General features: G+C 68.1%; 19 protein-coding genes. 1 reads left to right on the top strand and 18 read right to left on the bottom strand.

Annotated elements, in window-relative coordinates; all coding sequences use genetic code 11:
- The 13 genes from OG276_RS26270 to OG276_RS26215 form a co-directional block, all read right to left on the bottom strand.
- The gene (locus OG276_RS26270) at window positions 1-813 is read right to left on the bottom strand and encodes a hypothetical protein (protein ID WP_266909160.1); all 813 of its coding nucleotides are present in this window, start codon (window positions 811-813) and stop codon (window positions 1-3) included.
- Window positions 794-2,224: a phage portal protein gene (locus tag OG276_RS26265; RefSeq protein WP_266909159.1), complete on the bottom strand. Its 1,431-nt coding sequence runs from the start codon at window positions 2,222-2,224 to the stop codon at window positions 794-796. Before OG276_RS26265 ends, OG276_RS26270 begins: the two co-directional genes overlap by 20 nt.
- Complete coding sequence (locus OG276_RS26260; RefSeq protein ID WP_266909158.1) at window positions 2,221-3,951, bottom strand: terminase; 1,731 nt, start codon at window positions 3,949-3,951, stop codon at window positions 2,221-2,223. Before OG276_RS26260 ends, OG276_RS26265 begins: the two co-directional genes overlap by 4 nt.
- Window positions 3,944-4,378: a hypothetical protein gene (locus tag OG276_RS26255; RefSeq protein WP_266909157.1), complete on the bottom strand. Its 435-nt coding sequence runs from the start codon at window positions 4,376-4,378 to the stop codon at window positions 3,944-3,946. Before OG276_RS26255 ends, OG276_RS26260 begins: the two co-directional genes overlap by 8 nt.
- A gap of 148 nt (window positions 4,379-4,526) precedes the next feature.
- Window positions 4,527-5,198, bottom strand: coding sequence for an HNH endonuclease (locus tag OG276_RS40975; protein ID WP_353963463.1), 672 nt, complete (start codon window positions 5,196-5,198; stop codon window positions 4,527-4,529).
- Between the two features lie 212 nt (window positions 5,199-5,410).
- Entirely contained in the window at window positions 5,411-5,611 is a 201-nt protein-coding gene (locus OG276_RS26250; protein WP_266909156.1) for a hypothetical protein, read from the bottom strand.
- Between the two features lie 294 nt (window positions 5,612-5,905).
- The gene (locus OG276_RS26245; protein ID WP_266909155.1) at window positions 5,906-6,235 is read right to left on the bottom strand and encodes a hypothetical protein; all 330 of its coding nucleotides are present in this window, start codon (window positions 6,233-6,235) and stop codon (window positions 5,906-5,908) included.
- Window positions 6,235-6,414: a hypothetical protein gene (locus tag OG276_RS26240; RefSeq protein ID WP_266909154.1), complete on the bottom strand. Its 180-nt coding sequence runs from the start codon at window positions 6,412-6,414 to the stop codon at window positions 6,235-6,237. The genes OG276_RS26245 and OG276_RS26240 overlap by 1 nt, the downstream gene beginning before the upstream one ends.
- A gap of 17 nt (window positions 6,415-6,431) precedes the next feature.
- Window positions 6,432-7,313 (bottom strand): NAD-dependent epimerase/dehydratase family protein, encoded by an 882-nt coding sequence (locus tag OG276_RS26235; RefSeq protein WP_266909153.1) that lies wholly within the window; start codon window positions 7,311-7,313, stop codon window positions 6,432-6,434.
- The gene (locus tag OG276_RS26230) at window positions 7,313-7,906 is read right to left on the bottom strand and encodes a bifunctional 2-polyprenyl-6-hydroxyphenol methylase/3-demethylubiquinol 3-O-methyltransferase UbiG (protein ID WP_266909152.1); all 594 of its coding nucleotides are present in this window, start codon (window positions 7,904-7,906) and stop codon (window positions 7,313-7,315) included. Before OG276_RS26230 ends, OG276_RS26235 begins: the two co-directional genes overlap by 1 nt.
- Complete coding sequence (locus OG276_RS26225) at window positions 7,903-8,601, bottom strand: hypothetical protein (RefSeq protein ID WP_266909151.1); 699 nt, start codon at window positions 8,599-8,601, stop codon at window positions 7,903-7,905. Before OG276_RS26225 ends, OG276_RS26230 begins: the two co-directional genes overlap by 4 nt.
- A gap of 30 nt (window positions 8,602-8,631) precedes the next feature.
- Complete coding sequence (locus OG276_RS26220) at window positions 8,632-11,142, bottom strand: hypothetical protein (RefSeq protein WP_266909150.1); 2,511 nt, start codon at window positions 11,140-11,142, stop codon at window positions 8,632-8,634.
- A gap of 119 nt (window positions 11,143-11,261) precedes the next feature.
- A complete protein-coding gene (locus OG276_RS26215; protein ID WP_266909149.1) occupies window positions 11,262-11,495 on the bottom strand; it encodes a DNA-binding protein in 234 nt (77 codons plus the stop codon).
- 205 nt (window positions 11,496-11,700) lie between these two features.
- On the opposite strand from OG276_RS26215, the gene OG276_RS26210 reads away from it, so the two are divergent.
- Window positions 11,701-11,901 (top strand): hypothetical protein, encoded by a 201-nt coding sequence (locus OG276_RS26210; protein ID WP_266909148.1) that lies wholly within the window; start codon window positions 11,701-11,703, stop codon window positions 11,899-11,901.
- 2 nt (window positions 11,902-11,903) lie between these two features.
- On the opposite strand, the gene OG276_RS26205 is transcribed toward OG276_RS26210, so the two are convergent.
- The 5 genes from OG276_RS26205 to OG276_RS26185 form a co-directional block, all read right to left on the bottom strand.
- Window positions 11,904-12,344 (bottom strand): hypothetical protein, encoded by a 441-nt coding sequence (locus tag OG276_RS26205; protein ID WP_266909147.1) that lies wholly within the window; start codon window positions 12,342-12,344, stop codon window positions 11,904-11,906.
- Window positions 12,345-12,352: 8 nt separating this feature from the next.
- Window positions 12,353-12,580: a hypothetical protein gene (locus OG276_RS26200; protein WP_266909146.1), complete on the bottom strand. Its 228-nt coding sequence runs from the start codon at window positions 12,578-12,580 to the stop codon at window positions 12,353-12,355.
- 22 nt (window positions 12,581-12,602) lie between these two features.
- Window positions 12,603-15,095, bottom strand: coding sequence for a hypothetical protein (locus OG276_RS26195; protein WP_266909145.1), 2,493 nt, complete (start codon window positions 15,093-15,095; stop codon window positions 12,603-12,605).
- A 67-nt stretch (window positions 15,096-15,162) separates the two neighbouring features.
- On the bottom strand, window positions 15,163-15,531 hold the full coding sequence (locus tag OG276_RS26190; protein ID WP_266909144.1) for a hypothetical protein: 369 nt from the start codon (window positions 15,529-15,531) through the stop codon (window positions 15,163-15,165).
- A 2-nt stretch (window positions 15,532-15,533) separates the two neighbouring features.
- Window positions 15,534-16,619 (bottom strand): hypothetical protein, encoded by a 1,086-nt coding sequence (locus OG276_RS26185; RefSeq protein WP_266909143.1) that lies wholly within the window; start codon window positions 16,617-16,619, stop codon window positions 15,534-15,536.
- Window positions 16,620-16,637 lie beyond the last annotated feature (18 nt).

Here is a 16,637-nt window from a genome sequence, read left to right as displayed (position 1 = left end):
TTACAGAACGGGCATGTGCCCGTGGTCGGCGAGAGCCTGCCGGAACCGGTTCAGCTGATCGCCTGGGTAGGGCGCGGCGTAGTCGCGGTAGATCCGCTCCCACTCGCGCGCATGATCGGACAGCTCGAACCGCTGCCCCTTGAACACCGGGACGATCTGGCAGTGACAGTTGTCGTGGAACTTCACGACACTGTCGTCACCGGTGAACTTGCTGTTGACGTCGCGGCCGGCCGAGCCGGCCGACTTGTACGTCAAGCCTCGTGTGGCCATGAGTTTGCAGAAGACGCAAGCCCCTAGAGCGGCGGCGCGCGCGTACCCAACGGCCGTGCGGTCCTGCCGAACCGCCTCCTTGACGGTGCCGCGCCCCTGATCGGCGACCAGCTTCTGTGCGACGCCCTCGGCCTTCGCCTCAGCCTGCTGTAGGCGGATGTCCATCGGCTCTCGCTGGGCATCCGTCGTGGCGGGGTCATCAGGGTCACGCGGCCATAGATCCTTGGTGGCCCAACGCAGACCGCTCTCGACCTGCTCGTCGGGAGGCGGGTCAACGAGAGGAACCGTGAAGCGGCCGGTGACAGCAGCGGCGGCACGCTCCGCCTCGTAGTAGTCGGCCGACAAGCTTGAGGAGGCTGACCCGTACTGCTCGACCAGGGCCCGGACGGCCACAATCCACTCCGGAACGGAAGCCTCGAGCCGAGACGGAATGATCAGCCTTCGCAGGCCGCGCATATCCCGCGTCAGGAGGCGCGTCAGGCCGCGTTGAGCCCGTCGATGCGCATTGGCCGCCCGGCCGCCGTCAGACGCCGACGTCGCCATCGTCCGCCTCCGGAGCTGGCTTGTCATCCTCAGGGATGGCGGTCAACCGCCGAACCAAGTCAGCGCCACGAGCGCGCCGCCGTTCCGCAGCAACGCGCTGGCGCTGGTCCTCAGTCAGGCCGGCCATCTCGAGGACGACGTCGCCGTCAGCGGGCAGGATCCCAGCTTGGACCATCTTGACCGCGGCATCGGTCTGGGCTGCGATCGTTGGGGTGGCCGGGTTCCGCCACACCGTCTCGATGCGGCGGCTCTTCTCTGGCGGTTCGCCGTCACGGACCCACAGTGCGAGGCGCATGGCCTCCCGATGGGTAGCGCTGAAACGCCTGATCCGGCGCTCGGCCTTCTTGACCAGCATGCCCTCGCTGGAACGGATGGCATCAGCGCTGGCGGGGTTGTCGGACGTGTAGCCGAGCATGTGCGGCGGCAGGCCAAGCTGGGTAGCCATGATCCGGGCGTACAGATCGATGATCTTCGTCTGACCGGACGGGTCGTGAGCTGTGAAGGCGCCGACCGTCGGCACCTGACCATCCTCGTCCCGCTCCAAGGCCAGGACACGGCCGATGTAGGTCTCCCAGGCGCTCTTGGTGTTGCCCTCGGCGTCCTGGAAGGCTGACTCGGAGGCGCCGAGGATGTAGCGCTGCGGAGCCCCAAAGAACTCCGAAGCGACCTCGATGCCCATCAGCCGGCGGCAGGCCGCATCCGTGATCGACATGACCTCGGGAGTGATCTCGCTCCGGCCGGTCCGGTCAGCAGTCCGCTGCCGGTTGGCCATCCGCAGCACCGGAACCACGCCCAAGTTGTGCTCGTCGCGGTCGAGAACCTCCCAGCCCCCGTTCACCTCCACCGCGTACACCGTCTGCATGGGCAGGTAGAGGGTCACCAAACGCTGCTCAGGGGTGAGCCCGAAGTCCTGTCCGTTGGACTGGCATTCACGCAGCGCCGACGTTGAGAGACGAAGCCGAGCATCCCAGGCCAGGGTCATGTCGAGGGGCGACTCGAACGTCACCAGCGGCGGCGCATCCTCCCCCTCGCCCGAACCCACGGCCATGTACTCGCGGCCGTAGGTGAGGGCGTCCAGGTGCCCCAGGGAGGCTTCGTCGAACCAGTCGTTCGCCTCGGCGATCTCCAGCAGGTCCGAGGAGTCACCCCCGTCAGACCAGCGGAACGCCTCCAGGTCGAGACGCTGCTCCAACGCTTCGACGCCAATCCGAGGCCAACCGATGACCGTGTGCAGGGTCTTCAGCTGCGGGGGAATCGAGATCCCCAGGTCTCGGACCAGCTGCTCGCCGTTGAAGTAGGCGTCGAACAGCTCCAGCTTGAAGCGCTGCGACAGCAGATCCGAGCGGAGCATCGTCAGGATGCCCAGCTCGTCGTCCGACAGCGACAGGAGAGGAAGAGTGGGAGTCGTCATCGCAGCACCACCACCCGTCCCTTGCCACGGGCCGTGGACCTCTTCGTCCAGGCCGTCGAGTTCATGACCATCCGGCGGAGCATCCGCGCGCCGATCGCGCACACCGCGAGGTCGACCTTGCGGGCCGATTCACGGTGTTCCTTGCCGATCGTGTAGCCCCAGGCGTTCGTCCGCCGGCGGGCGTTGGCAACGTGCTGGCGCAGCACCTTGTGGCCGTCGTGGGTCAGCTGCCGCTCCAGGACGTCCCGGTAGAAGCGGTCGACAGCCTCGGTGAAGGTCTGCTGCCGGCGCCGGTCGCGCATGTCCCACATGACGGCGTGCTGGCCATGGCCGGAGGGCACGGCCTTGAGCTTCAGCCGCTTGCCGTACCGCTGGGCCCAGGCGTCGATGAAGCCGTCCCAGTAGCGTTCGCCATCCGCCTCGTCGAACCCGGAACCCGGGTCGGCGAAGAACGCGAGCGGCTTGTACGTAGCGAACGTCAGGTCCACAACACCGTCGACCTCCTCGCGCGGTACCCGCCATGGCACGCCGTCGGGCCAGTTCGCCCGCCGCTGCCACACACCTAGCGTCTGCAGGTGGCCGTCGGACAAGCGGCACGCCACCAGACCTGTCGCGTCGTCCGACTTGGAGCCGTCGAAGAAGATGACGATCTCGTCGCCGGCCTGCAGGTCGATGCCCTCATGCGGGCACGCATCCCATTCGTAGGGCGCCAGGTAGGCGTCCTCTGAGGCGGTGATCTGGTTGAACCAGAACCGGCGAGACCGAGACGGTGGGTTACGGACGTCGAGGATCGACGCCTTCAGCCGCGCGATGTCCAGCCACGTCGAGTCACCGCGGACAGCCCGCAGGGTCGGCTCGATCCACTCCTCGGACAGCTTCGCCTCGGCCGGAGCCTCCAACGAGTCGTAGAAGAGGCCCACATCGGCCGCGCGTCCGGCCTCCGCCGACTCATAGGCCTCGCGGGTGCGTTCGGCGACGCTGTCTTCGCCCGGCTCGTAGGCGTTCGTGTTCGCCAGGGTCCGGGAGTCGCCGTCGGCGGACTTGGTGGCATTGCGCTCGATGACCGCGGCCATCTCGTGTCCGCCGTTCGACTCAACCCAGTGATGGGTCTCGCCGAGGTTCGTGTTGGTCGGCCGGCCACCCTCAAGCGCCCGCGGCGAACTCGTCACGGCTTCCATCCGGGCCCGGCCCTTGTCGGCGTAGATGATCTCCTTGCCGAGGTCGATCCGGTACTCCTCGATGGCCCGCTTCGTCAGAATCGACGGGAAGAGGGTCATCGTGTTCCGGGTCTGGTCCTGACTGACGGCCGCAATCTGGACCCAGGCTGCTGGATGCTGCCGCCCCAACGGCTGGCCGGGCGGGATGCCCCACTCATTGCCCTCGTCGGCTACCTCGGCGAACCGGCAGGGGCCAACGAATTCGAAGGCCGAGAAGGTCGCGATCAGGGGATCCTTCCCCCAGCCCTTCAGGCGCTGGATCACGCCGTCACGCCACACGAACCGGTTCGTCACTGGATCCATGGCGTACCACCACAGGGTCAGCCGGGCCTGCTCGGCGGTATACCGCCAGGGGGCGCCGGCGTAGTGCTGCAGGTAGGTCGCCGTCCAGGCCAGGGCCTGCCAGCCCAGCGTGTACTCGGGGAGGATGAACTTGCCGTCCTCGCCTCGCTGCCACGTCGGGCCGATCGTGAAGGGGGTGACGACCTCCGGGACCTCGCCGTCAGCCACCGATCGAAGAGCGGTAGTCGGCGATGGCCGTCACCGAAGCGGAGACCGCCTTCACGGCCGGCTTCCGCTCCAGCTCGATACGGACACGCCGGCGGTCGCCCTCCGTCGTCAGCAGGCTCGACATTACGGAGTTCAGGGCGGCGACGTACTGGCCATTGGGCGGCCGGTCCTCCAGCAGGCCGCGGGACATGAGCTCGGCAGCGTACCGGGCCATCGCCCAGTCGCTAGGCTGATAGAAGGCGGCCTGACCCGACTCCCGCAGGGACAGGTACCAGTCGGTGGCGATCGGGTGCCAGAGCTCATTCGGCTCAGGCAGTTCGGGCAGGCCGGTCGGGGTCGACGGAGCCTTGACCAGGCCAACGTCGTCGGTCTTGTTGCGTCGCCGGCGCGCTTCGGAGCGCTCCGGGACGGGTCCGCGAGTGCCCATGGCGACCTCCAGGGTCTAGTGCACGCCTCCGGGGCGAGCAAGGGGCGGTGAGCGGCGCCGCGCCGGCGCCAAGGAAACCCGTACAGAAAGTCGTGATCTATACGGCCCCGATCAAAAAGAAGCGGCCGGCACCCCTAACCCCCCAGGGTCATGCAGCGGCCGACCAGTTAGCAACAAGATCACGCTTGACGCTGTTGCAGTAAAAGTGAGCGGTCTTGAGGTTGTCCTCGCTATGTGTTCCGCCTCTGGCCAACGGCATTACATGGTCGAGTACCGGAGCGGCGAGATCCGGTACGACCGCATCACGGTCTACTGGGTCGCCGCATATGTGGCATGTCCAGTGATCCCTCACGTGCACGCGCCATCGGGACACGGTGCCAACAGATGCACCCTTCTCCAAAGCTCTCCGTCGCGACGCCTTGTCCCGTTGCTGACATGCCTTCGAGCAGTGGGATACCCCAGTGCCCGAGTCCCGGCGCACAAAGGTCTCGCCGCACCGCAAGCAGTGGCCGGCAACCCAAGGCACAGAACCGGATGTGCCCTTGACTGCGACCTGAAGGGTGCGTTCCGCCCGTCGACGACGGGCAGGTTGCCTCTTGCGTTCAGCACTGCCCGCGTGATCGTCGCGCGGTCTCGCGTCACCGAAGCGTGAGTCGTAGAAGCACCTGTGTGAGCAGTACTTTGCCTCGGCCTTGGTCACCACGGCATCCTTGCCGCAGTGCTGACAAGTGATGTCGTGCTGCTTCACCCGGGGTTTGTCATACAGGCGGGTCTGGTAGTACCCGTGCTCTGCCTTGTACTTGCGCTGGTACTCACGCATGCGCTCGGCATTGAAAGCCCGCTTGCACTCGAGGCGCCCACATTGCTTGCGCTGAGTGCTATTCATTGGCGCGGTGCAATAGGGGCAGAGGTTCATTCTGTCTCCAGGTATGCGGAAGGCCCGACGCCTGGAGACGTCGGGCCATCCTGCCTGCGGTAGCTGGCCGCAGGAGTCTTGGGGTGGGGATGTTCAGCGGTGGCGAGGGCCGGGGTTCAAGCAGCCGGCTCGTCTTCGGGCTGCTCGTCGATCCGCGTGATGGTCGCCCCCGCATGAGCTGGCAGCGCGAGACATGGGCCATCAGAGTCCGCCAGCACGGCCCACTCGCCGTAGATGGTGAGCGTCAGGTCCGGGTCCTCGACAAGCACGTCCTCGCCCTGCTGCCCCTTAGGGTGAGTGATCAGGTAGCGGGCCACCTGCTCACCTCAGCCCTGGGTGCTGTTCGGGCGGGCGGGTTCGTCCCGGTTGAGGGTTCTCGCGTTGGGCTTGGTTGCCCTCTCGTGAGGACTTCTGGTCGTGGCATGGTCCGCATACGCCCTGGAGGCCAGCCTCCGTATGGTCGTCCGCCTTGGCCACGATGTGGTCGCAGAACTGGGATGGCCTGACGTTGCAGATCTTGCAGACCGGATCGCGGGCCAGGATCTGGGCCCGGATCTTCGTCCAGCCTGAGGGCAGTCGGGCCTTTCGATCCGAGCCCTTCCAGCCGCCGCTCACGGGGCCATTGCTCGAGTGAGCTTGCCCTGCGCATACAGGGCCTGCTCTTCGACCTGCTCGCGGAAGCGGGTGAAGTCACCTTCGACCTGAAAGCGAAGTGGGTATCCGTCCGGGCCGATGAGCGCTTCGTTGGCGGGGATGCCGACGGTGCACTCGGCGAACAGAACGCCTCGAGCGCCGATCTTCTCGCCGAAGGCATCCCAGTAGCTGGTGATCACCTGGTAGGCATCGACATCGATCGCTTCCCACTGATCGACGACGAGGATGAAGGGCGGCCTCTCCTCGTCTACGCCTGAGGGGAGTTCGAGGATCTGGATTCGGGCCATCACTCGCCTCGCTCGTCCGACGCGTCTTGGCGGACGATGCTGCGCACGTTGCCGCGGGGTATGAAAGCGACTGAGGCCCCATCGGTGAAGCCGATGTACTGGTCACCGAACCGTTCCAACGTCTCAGCCTGAACGACTTCGTCTTCTCCATCGAGGTACTTGATCAGGTACGAGGCCATGGCGCTGGCTCCTTGGTCTAGTTGGCGAGTGCCCGCCGGATCCCCTCTTCGAGGGTGACCTTGGGCGTGTAGAAGTCGAGCATCCGACTGGGGTCGCACACGCGGTGGTGAACGCCTTGCGGCGCGCTCGGTAGGTGCTTCAGCTCGGGCTGGTAGCCGGCCGCCGTGGTGACCAAGCGGGCTAGTTCGTCGAAGCTGGTCGCCTTGCCGGTGCCCAGGTTGACCGGGCCGGCGACCTCCTGCTCCACGGCCGCGAGGGTGGCGCCGACGAGGTCGTCGATGTGGATCCAGTCGCGGGTGGAGCTGCCGTCGCCCCATATCTCGAAGGGGTCTTGCCATTCGCGTGCCCGCCGGATGAACGCCGGGAAGGGGTAGGTCTCGTCCTGGTCTTCGCCGTAGCCGGAGAACGGCCGCAGCACCGTCATGCGTGTACCGCCCGCTTCGGCGTACTGGCAGAGCTGCTCGCCAGTGAGCTTGGCCAGGCCGTAGGTCGCGTCGGGCCGGCCGGGCTGCTCGTAGTCGATGTCGCTCTCGACGAGCCGCCGGATCTTGCCGGGCTGTTGGAGTGCGACGGGGTAGGCCGCGGAACTGGAGAAGTACACGGCCCGTGGAGTCTTGGAGCGGGCGAGCCACCGCATGTACCAGGCGTCTAGCGCCAGGTTGGTGGCGACGCCGAGGGGTGATCCGTCGATGCTGGCCCGCCCGCCGACGATGGCCGCGCAGTGGATGGCCAGGTCGAACCGGACGTCGCTGGTTCGGAAGTGATCCAGTGCGTCGCGCCTGATGACCGCCGGAGTGAACGTGAGGTCGATCGCGGAGACCTGCCAGCCGCGGTCGTGCATGGCCCGATGCAGGTGACGGCCGACGAAGCCGGCACCCCCGGTGAGGAGGACACGCATCAGCCGGCCTTCACGGCGCGGAACACACCCCAGGGAAGATCGCTGTCGAGCCGTTTGAGGCCGATCCGCTGGCAGATCTCATCCTGCCTGAGCCTGCTCCAGGTGGTGACACTGATCCAGCCGCCGCCCTCGCGGGGGTCGTCGCTGGTCGGCCAGTCGAGAACGAGGAGCCCGTTGACACGAACTGCGGCCCGAAGGCCAGCAATGATGCGCTCGGCGGACTCGTAGCTGTGGTGGATCAGTACGGCAAGGGAGACGACCGCGTCGGCCTTCTTGCCGATCTGCGTCCCGAGGTCGATGCCGTCAGTGAGCACGGTCGGCACGTCGGGTGCGGAGGTGGCAAGCCGGTCGAGCATGGCCTGGGAGCCGTCGGCGCCGATGACGTCAAAGCCAAGCTCGACGAGCGGGAGGGCGACGCGACCGTCGCCGCAACCGAAGTCGACGACCCTGCAGCCAGCAGGCAGGACGGAGGCGAGCAGTTCGGCCTGGACCTGCCCGGACTCCCGGTAGGCGTCCTCGCTGATGCCGCGCGCGGGGTGAATCGCGGAGGGGTCGGCCGCGTTCCAGGCGCCAATCACGGTGTCGATGCTCATGCCGCCTCCTCGATGAGTGCCCGCAGTTTCTCCAGGTCGGCTTGGAGGCCGCCGTTGTCGCGGTAGTCGTAGTAGGTGGTGGCGTCGGCAGTGGAGACCGCGGAGCTGTTGCACTCGATGTAGCCGGCGTCGATGGTCGCCTTGCCGTTCGCCGGGTGCATGTGCTCGAGGATGACGTCGCCGAGGTAGGTGATGCGGCCCATGCCGCGGCCCCAATCCATCCAACACAGGTCGAGGCACAGGTGGATGAGGGCGGGCGGCGCCATGTAGCCGAGGGTGGTGACGATGTCGGAGGTCATCGCTACGGCGGTGGCCATGATCTCGCCTTGCAGTAGGTCGTTGCCGTAGACGATGCCGGGGCCGCCGGAGAGGCAGATCCGGAAGCGTTCATCCCAGCCGGGGGTCCGCGGCCGGTGGTCGTCGCCCATGAACGCGAGGAACCGGTAGCGGTTGGCCTCTTCGGCTGCGGCGGCGTTGAGGGTGCCGCACATCCGCAGGCGAGGGCCGGTGCGCCAGCGGATGTGCGGGTCGTTGAGGTTCTCCATGTGCTCGCGGTATCCGGGAAGCATCGGGTCGTCGTCGTCGACGGCGAACAGCAGGTCGGCTGTAGCGCCGGTCTGCCTCCAGCAGTCGAGGATGGCCGGAACGCTGTCGGGCCGGCCTCGCGTGGGCACGATCATCAGGAGGTCGTCCACGGGCACCCCCTGACTTCTGTGAGAGGTGGATCAGACGGTGAGCCAGTTGGTGCCGTCGGGGATGACGGTGACCGTCTCCCATTGGGCGGACAGGACTTTGGTTGTAGCCCCGTCGATGGTCTGCCCCCCAGTGCAGGCGACTGTGACGGTGTTGCCGGACGAGTCCGTCTTCTTGATCGTGTAGCTGTTCGGGGTGGCCACAGCCGAGATCAGCGTGATCACCCGGGCGCCCGCGGTCGCGTTGACGAGTAGAACCTCGTCGATGACGCGGACCGTCGTGTCGGCCGAGATCGAGCGGACAGGGAATGGCGCCTGCCCGTTGATGATTTTGATGCCGCACGGGTTGGCGACGGAGACACCGGACTCGGTGAATAGGCCGGTGAGGCGGACGATGCCGCGGGCTGCGGCGATGGCGCCCGCGCTGCTCGCGGAGATGTTCGGAGCGCCGGACTCGGTGGATAGCTGGTCGATGTCGATGATCGGGCCGATGCCAGCCGACCCTGCGCCCATGATGTGCAGCTCGTTCGTGCACGCTTCTATCGAGGCGCTCAGCACCTTCATCGCGTGGACTGAGCCGACCGACCCGGCGTAGGTACCGACCGCAACGAGCCCGGCCCAGCAGTACAGGGCCATGTAGCGGTCGACGACGGCGTGCTCGGTGATGAACATGGCGTAGGTGTAGCCGCCGCCCACACTGATGTTCTTACCGATCACGTTGTCGTTATTGCCAGGCGCTGGCATCAACAGACCGACGCTGAGCCCAGTGCCGAAGACGCCTGGTGAGGTGTAGTCCGTTGAAGGGGAGGCCACCGTGCCGAGCGTGCCGCACCCGAAGTTCTCGATGTGCGCGTTGGCGCAACCCCAGAAGGTCGCGGCGCCGTAGGTCAGCCCGTATGCGCTGTGGGTCGTCAGGATGGCCATGTTCCTGAGCACCGGCATGATGTTGCTGTACAGGGCCGCGGCACCGTAGCCCCAACCCTCCTGTGGCCCCGACAGCACGCCCGGGTTGCCGTCGGCGTTCAGGTTAGTGATCTGCGCGGCCGTCGAAGCAAAGACCCCAGCTGACACCCAGCAGCTACCGGCGAGTTGCGGCACAGTCTGTTGCCAGTGCCGGACCGCGGCAGCGCCGTCGGTCTCACCCCGGAACTCCAGCACCTTCTTGCCGGCGGCCACCGGGTAGACGCCGAAGACGATCTGGCCGTTGCCGCTCTTGGTGTTGTTGAGCGGCCCGGCGATCATGTACGGCTTCGGCGGGGTGTAGACCTGCGCATAGGTCGCGCCGGCCGTGAGGTAGGCCTCGGCAGCGTCGACAGCGGCCTGGATAGCGGTGGTGTTGTCGGTGCCCCAGACGACCTGTGCGCCCGTGACCGTGGTCGCCGCGTTAGTCGAGAGGGTGACCTGCGTGTCGCTCTGGCGGCTGAGGATGGTCGTCACCAGGCTCGTGACACCCGTGGCCGCAGCGCCCTTGACGATCACGGACTTGCCCACCGGGGACGAAGCCACGGTGAACGGGCCGCTCGCGCAGGTGAGTACGGCGCTCGCGGAGGTCATCGCCCCGTCGGTCGCCACCCGCACGTCGCCGACCGCTCCGTAGGCGCTGATGTCGAACACCCACGGGGCCGCCGCGGTGAACCGGGCGTCATCCCCTGCTGCGACTGTGCCCGCGGTGGTGCCGACTGAGAGCGTCGCGGCGCCACCGAGTCCAAGGCTGGTCCGGGCAGTTGCGGGGCTGGCAACGTCGGACAGGTTCGCGGTCTTCGCCAGGTACTTGGTGGCAGCGTCCACGCGGTCGCCGTGGGGGTCGGACGCGCCAGCGTGGGTGGAGACCTTCGTTGTGGCGTCGGTGGCCGCGGCGCTGGTGGCTGCGGCCTGGGCGGCATCGGCCTTGGCCTGTGCGGCGGTGGCCGTCTCCAGCAGTGCAGTGTTGGGGATGCCGTGAACGGCGGTCGTGTCGGCGTCGTGTGCGGCCACCTTCGCGGTGGAGCCTGCCGGAGTCTCGTAGGCCGTGTTGGCCCGGGTGACTTCGTCGGCGATGGCTGCGTCGGTGTAGGCCTCGGCATCAGCGTTGTCGCCGTCAGCTCCGGCGGGGCCTTGCGGTCCGGCCGGCCCCTGGGGGCCCGTCGCGCCAGTGTCGCCAGTGGGGCCGGGAGGGCCTTCGGGGCCCGTAGGTCCAACTCCACCACTACCGGAGCCGCCACCAGGGGCGGGCACAGGAGTCAGGTCGGAGTACTGGACCGTGCCGCTGCCGACGATGTTGGCGTAGAACTGGACGCGCTGGCCGCGGGTGGGCTGCAGGTCGAGGAACCACCGCCAGCCCGCCGGCTCGATGCCAGCGGCGTCGCAGGGCAGGAGGACTACGGAGAACTTGCCGTCGGCGTCGAAGGCGACTTCACCGCCGCCCGGGTAGACGGCGTTGCGGCCGGCATCCACGAGGTAGGCGGACGGCTTGCAGACGAGCTTGCCCTTGAAGGCGGTGCCCGCGACGGCGGACGGAATCGTGCCGGCCAGCGTGACCGTGGGGGTGCCGGGAGGGAAGGCCATGGGGCACCTCCTCGTCAGGCAGATCGGGTGTTCAGGTAGCGCCGCCGTTCCGGATTCGAACCGGTGCTGGCCAGCGTCGGCCGCCTACTGCGGCTGCCGGCGGCGTACCCGTCGCGGGGTTAGGCGGCTCGCGCGGCGGTGGGCAGTGGCGGCGCTTCACCAACGGTGACCTCGCCCGTCCAGTCGTCGACGGTCTTCCGAGGCAGCTCGAAGACGTTGTAGCGGACTCGGCCGCGGCCGGAGCCGTACCGTTGGATGCGGCCCTCGTGGGCCCAGCGGCGGATGGTGACGCCAGGTCGGCCTGTCCAGCAGGCGGCGGCTTCCTCATCGACGAGGGCGATTCCGGATGCCATGCCCACCTCCGGGTACGACAAAGGCCCGCCGAATGGGCGGGCCTCAGAGTCACACGTGTCCAGTGAGACCGACGATACGTTCGCCCAGGTCGCACGTCAACCTGCACTGACAAAGGGATGGTTCGGGCCACGTGGCGAAACCTCGATCCGGTGGACCTCTCCCAGCGCCGCCCCCTCGGAGCTCAAGGCGCGGCATGATGCCCCCATGGGCGTCTCCTTCGGCATCGCAGCTGACACGGCCGAGGAGTGCGCGGAGGCTCTCGCCCTGCTCGCCCTGCTCCGCCAGCACGGCGTCGACGTCACGGTGACGCTCCGGCCGGCGCAGGTGGGCGGTACCCGCTGGGTCGCGCGGGCCGTACCCACGCCGGAGGCCCCCGCGGGCGGCGAGGGCCTGGTCGAGCGGTAGGTCTACTGCTTGTTGATCGTTTTGGCGAACAGTCCGCGGGTCTCCGTAATGGCAGTACGGCGTTCCTGATGGACGGCCCCGCTGTAGTGGTTGTGCTCCACCTTGATGCCCTGCAGCCCGCGGCCAGCCGACCGGACCAGTGAGCCGACGGCCAGGACCAGGGCGACGGGCCCGGCTGCTCCGATGGCCAGGGCGACGGGGTCGACGTGGCCGAGCGTGTAAAGCACCAGCGACGTGGCCCCGCCGATCGGGAGGGAGGCGGCGCCGGCGGCGAGCATGAGCATGCTGGCGTCGGTCGCCTTCTGGCTCATCGGCGGCCGACCGGGCTGTGGTACGGGCGGCGTGGTTCCGATGGTGGGGTTCGGGCTGGGGTCGCGGTAGGTAGTCGGGGGCTCCATGGCCTCGTTTACGGCGGCGATGAGGCGCTCGGCGTCGGTGGTCATGGCCGGCCCTACTTGCTGGAGACGGAGTTGACGGTCTGGCTGGCGGTCTGCACGCCGGTGCCGATGATCTCCTGGACCTTGGCGACGCCTTCGGCTCCCCACGGAGTGCCGACGAGGAGGATCCAGAACACGGAGACGGCGAAGAACTCGCGCTTGCGGAACGAGGAGTCCTTCTTGAACCAGACGCCGAGGCCGATGGCGGCGAGGAGGAAGAGGGCGGAGAGGGTGATGGTCATGGCGGGCTCCGATTCGTTTGGGTTAGGCGTCGAGGAGTTCGGCGGTGTGCCAGTCGCGGTCGATCTTGCGGAGCTTGTCCAGGCGTTCGAGGCGGGCGGTGGCGTTGGCAACGTTGGTCGGCTTGAGGCCCGTGACGTCGGCGATGGCCTTGTTGCGCCGGGCACCGCTGTCGACGGCATCCCAGACGAGTTGCGATCGGGTGGGCGGGACGAGGTCGTCGAGGTCGTCGTCTTCGACGGCGGGTGCGGGGCGGGTGTCGATGACGGTGGTGTTCTTGGGCCTCTTGGCGTGTTCTTCTTTGGCGAGCTCGCGGAGGAAGGCGTCTTCGCCGTCGGCGTCAAGGTGGCGGTACTCGGCGCGACGCAGGTAGGCGGGGCCGGCGATCTCTGCCTCGCGGTCGGTCACGGATGTCAGCGGGTACTGCCGGCTGAGGCGGGCGGGGTTGCTGTGGAAGGCAACGCGCGACTGCGTGTACTGGGCCGTGCCGTCGGCCATGTAGAACAGGCCGCCGGTTTCGGATCCGTCCGGGAAGCGCTCGGGGAGCGGGGCGAGCTTGAACTGCGGTTTGCGGGAGCCGAGGGACATGGCGTCGACATCGGCGCGGGCGGTGCGGAAGAGGGCGATGTTCCCGGACTGGAGCATGTCGCGGACGGCGTTTGCGGAGGCGTTCGATCCGATGGCGTCGAGGTTGGGGATCTGCAGCCAGATGCGGGCTGATACGCCTGCCGCGCGGGAGAGGCGGCCGATGCTGGAGACGCCGCTAAGCAGGGGCTTGACGTGGTCGGCTTGCGGATCCTTGAGGATCATTTCGTTGAACTCGTCCCACGTCAGCGACATGGGGGCGAAGGGTTCGAAGGGCACGAAGAAGGACCGGCCGTTCTCGGTGTAGCCCTCCTCGTCGAGCCACTGCATCTTCATCTGCTCGGCGTAGCGGAACTCGGAGACGGCGGTGCCGGCTTGCGCCATGACCATGGCTCCGTAGGGGCTCTTGAGGATCCAGTCGATGTCGTTCATCCACGGGGCGTATCCGGCGCCGCCCTTGCCGTCGGCGAGCCAGGAGACGAACCCGTTAGCGCGCTGGGCGACCTGCAGGTCTTCCTCAAGGCTGGTCTTGCCAGCGCCGGTGGTTCCGGATCCGAAGGAGTGATTGGCGGATGCGGAGGGTCGGCCGGACAGGCCTCGGCGTTTGGCGTCGAACTTGAGCAGCCGCCACCTGGCGGGGTTGTCGTAGAGGTCGCGGCCGATGGTGATGTATCCCTGGTCGTCCATGATCAGGGCGTCCAGGTCGAGCTTCACGCCGCCGGCGAGCGGGTTGACTGCCATGTCATTGACCTCGACACGTCGGGCGTCGATGACGCGCAGGTGCAGTCGTGCCTCGGCAGCGGAGCCTTGCATGTCGAGGGCTTGGGCGACGGCGCGGGCGGTCACCTGCCCGACGTCGGTGCCCCGCCTGGGGAGGAGGATCTTGAACTTGCGGCCGAACCGGGTGGTTTCCGCGTCGTACAGCTCGCTCTGCGGGTAGGGGCTGAACTCCCGCCACACTGCGGGAAGGTCGTTCTCGTCAAGCCCCGACGTCACGGCTCGAAGCCGGACGGAGAGCTTGGCTCGGGAGGCGGCCATGTCGTCGGGCCGGTGGATGTTGACGGCTCGCGGGGGGACGTCGAACGCGATCGACACGGAGTCCTGGTCCAGTCCGGCGGCGGGCCTGGCCGTGGTGGAAACGATGACCGCGGTAAGTCGGTCCGCGTTCAGCTCGACGCTGACCAGCTTCGATCCGGGCAGCGGTCCTTGGTCGCAGGCGATCCACTCTGCCCAGCGGGCGAGGTACCAGTCTTCCCCGGCGAGCTGCTGCTCTGCGGGGGCCTGGGCCGGGGTGGGCTTACGCCACACCCACTTTCCCCAGGTCGCGGCAATGGAGCCGATGAGGAGGTGTGCCCACCAGGGCATGTCGAGGTGGCCGGTGATGGGAATGGCGGTGAGTGGTCCAGCGCGCAGGGCCATCTCTATCGGGCTGTAGCGGCGCCACCAGCCGGACTTCCAGGAAGGCAGGACCCGTGTCCAGGCCTGGCGGAATGCGTCACAGCGGGCACGACGGGCGTCGGCGGTGACTTCACGGACGAGGGCGGGACGCTGCGGATGCGTGTGCCAGGCGATGACCTGCCGGTCCACAGGCCAGACGACTGGAACATTGGCAGGGGCGGCGAGGCGACGTCGCATGCGGCGCAGGGTGCGTCGGTAGCCGCGACGGCTCGAGCGGCACATCCACTCCCACGGCTCGCCCTGACCGGGCAGCCAGCGCCAAGGTCCCGGGTGCATGCCGAGGTAGGCCCAGCCCGCGGTGACGCCAGCGGCGCCGACGGTGGAATAGAGGAGCGGGTCGCCGGCCAGTAGCGCAGACGCGGTCCCGAGGGCCGCTCCGGCGTACAGGCCGGGGGTGTCGAGGGCGGCGCGGAGCCGGGTGGGCTTGGCGGGGGCTTCTTCGGTGGTGGCTTTGGGTACGGTCGCGGTTGCCATCGGGTCTCTCCGGGTCTGCGGTGGTGGAGGGCGGGCCATGGGCGTGGCCCGCCCTCGTGATGTCAGGTCAGCGGCGCTGGATGAAGACCGGTTCAGCCATCTCCACGTCGTGGCTGCGGTTTCCGTCGGCCATGCGGCTGTGCTGGCCTCGGGTCTCGTCGTCGAGTCCCTGCGCCGCGACGGAGAGGACGTCGGCGGCGGAGACGATCCCGCCTACGTTGTCGGCCATGGCGGCGGAGAGGCTCGCGACCTCCATGTAGGCGGTCGTGGTCGGCGCATCGACCACGAGGAGGGTCATGCCCTCGGAGAGGTAGCGGGCGGAGTCAGCCCGGTCGCCGAAGCGGGTCTGCAGCCGGCTGACGGCTTCGCGGGTTCGGGCTGCGCGGACTCCGTAGGCGGCGGCTCGGGCTAGGACGCCGGCGTAGGTGGCGCTCATGGTCAGGCTCCCTGGGTTTCGTAGATCTCGGACTCGGCGTTGACGTCTTCGCTGTCGACCCGGTCGGAGGTGTAGAACTCGCGGTCCTCGACCGTTTCCATGTCGGCGGCGATGCTGGCGTAGAAGCCCTGGCCGGACTCGAGGGAGGCCTTGGCCTTCGTCACGGCTTCGCTCTGGGCGATCGTGTTGGACTTGAGGTCGTCGAGCTGGGCGAGGATCACCCGGTACTGCTCGGCGCATCGGCTGATCCAGTCCCGCATGCCGGGGCTGCGCAGTTGTGCGACGAGCTCGTCGGCTCGGCCGATCTCGCGTTCGCAGCGGTCCCTGATCCGGTCGTAGGCCAGGAGGTCGTCTTCGCACATGGCGGAGAGTTCGCCGCTCTCGTCCAGTACCGACTCGTAGGTGATCTCTGCTGCCATGCGGCCGACTCCGTTCTCGTGGGGCTGGGCTGGGGCTATGGGCTCGGAGGCTTCTGTGGGTGCGGTGGGCGCTTCCGGCTCCCGGGGCCCCGGCACGAGGGCGGCGCCAGCGGGTGCGGGCGCAGCGGCGGGCGGAGTAGCCGCCGTTGCGGGGGCCTCGACGAGAGGGGCGGGTGCCGGACCCTCTGCCGCCGGTGCGGCCGGGGCTTCGGGCTTGGCCATGACCACTCCGCTGGGGACGCCCGCAGTGGGCGGTTCCGTGGGCATGGGCGGCATGAACGGCGGCTCGATGATCGGGGCCGGGTCCGGCTCGCCCTCGGCCTTGCGGCGCTCGCGGTACTCCTTGAGGGCCGAGCGGCCGGTGTCGCGGGCCCAGTACACGCCCTTGGCGGTCCAGTTCCCGAGATGCCTGCCAGCCGGGGTGGCGACCCGCTCCAGCGGAGTGTGGCCGCGATACCCGGACCGAAAGGACTCGGGAATCGTGAGCGGCTCGACACCGCTGTCCGCCGGCGTGCTGCCGTGCTTGTCGGCGATCTTCCGGACAGCCCTCTCGTGGCGGACATGCTCCCGCCTCAGATCACGCTCGGCCGGGCTCAGGCCCAGCTTCGCCTGTTCGCTCTGCGCTCCTGCGGCCCACGCCAAGAGGCAGGCGGCGATCAGTACTTCCATCACTTCCCCTCACGTACT

Source organism: Streptomyces sp. NBC_00086 (assembly GCF_026343255.1).
GTDB lineage: Bacteria > Actinomycetota > Actinomycetes > Streptomycetales > Streptomycetaceae > Streptomyces.
This window is presented reverse-complemented; position numbering and strand designations above follow the sequence as displayed.

What these genes read in the sequence shown, in the direction of transcription:
- OG276_RS26255 (WP_266909157.1), bottom strand. Translation starts at nt 4,378, where the DNA reads ATGGGCACTCGCGGACCCGTCCCGGAGCGCTCCGAAGCGCGCCGGCGA.
- OG276_RS26235 (WP_266909153.1), bottom strand. Translation starts at nt 7,313, where the DNA reads ATGCGTGTCCTCCTCACCGGGGGTGCCGGCTTCGTCGGCCGTCACCTG.
- OG276_RS26205 (WP_266909147.1), bottom strand. Translation starts at nt 12,344, where the DNA reads ATGACCACCGACGCCGAGCGCCTCATCGCCGCCGTAAACGAGGCCATG.
- OG276_RS26215 (WP_266909149.1), bottom strand. Translation starts at nt 11,495, where the DNA reads ATGGCATCCGGAATCGCCCTCGTCGATGAGGAAGCCGCCGCCTGCTGG.
- OG276_RS26190 (WP_266909144.1), bottom strand. Translation starts at nt 15,531, where the DNA reads ATGAGCGCCACCTACGCCGGCGTCCTAGCCCGAGCCGCCGCCTACGGA.
- OG276_RS26210 (WP_266909148.1), top strand. Translation starts at nt 11,701, where the DNA reads ATGGGCGTCTCCTTCGGCATCGCAGCTGACACGGCCGAGGAGTGCGCG.
- OG276_RS26230 (WP_266909152.1), bottom strand. Translation starts at nt 7,906, where the DNA reads ATGAGCATCGACACCGTGATTGGCGCCTGGAACGCGGCCGACCCCTCC.
- OG276_RS26195 (WP_266909145.1), bottom strand. Translation starts at nt 15,095, where the DNA reads ATGGCAACCGCGACCGTACCCAAAGCCACCACCGAAGAAGCCCCCGCC.
- OG276_RS26240 (WP_266909154.1), bottom strand. Translation starts at nt 6,414, where the DNA reads ATGGCCTCGTACCTGATCAAGTACCTCGATGGAGAAGACGAAGTCGTT.
- OG276_RS26185 (WP_266909143.1), bottom strand. Translation starts at nt 16,619, where the DNA reads ATGGAAGTACTGATCGCCGCCTGCCTCTTGGCGTGGGCCGCAGGAGCG.
- OG276_RS40975 (WP_353963463.1), bottom strand. Translation starts at nt 5,198, where the DNA reads ATGCGTGAGTACCAGCGCAAGTACAAGGCAGAGCACGGGTACTACCAG.
- OG276_RS26265 (WP_266909159.1), bottom strand. Translation starts at nt 2,224, where the DNA reads ATGACGACTCCCACTCTTCCTCTCCTGTCGCTGTCGGACGACGAGCTG.
- OG276_RS26200 (WP_266909146.1), bottom strand. Translation starts at nt 12,580, where the DNA reads ATGACCATCACCCTCTCCGCCCTCTTCCTCCTCGCCGCCATCGGCCTC.
- OG276_RS26245 (WP_266909155.1), bottom strand. Translation starts at nt 6,235, where the DNA reads ATGGCCCGAATCCAGATCCTCGAACTCCCCTCAGGCGTAGACGAGGAG.
- OG276_RS26220 (WP_266909150.1), bottom strand. Translation starts at nt 11,142, where the DNA reads ATGGCCTTCCCTCCCGGCACCCCCACGGTCACGCTGGCCGGCACGATT.
- OG276_RS26270 (WP_266909160.1), bottom strand. Translation starts at nt 813, where the DNA reads ATGGCGACGTCGGCGTCTGACGGCGGCCGGGCGGCCAATGCGCATCGA.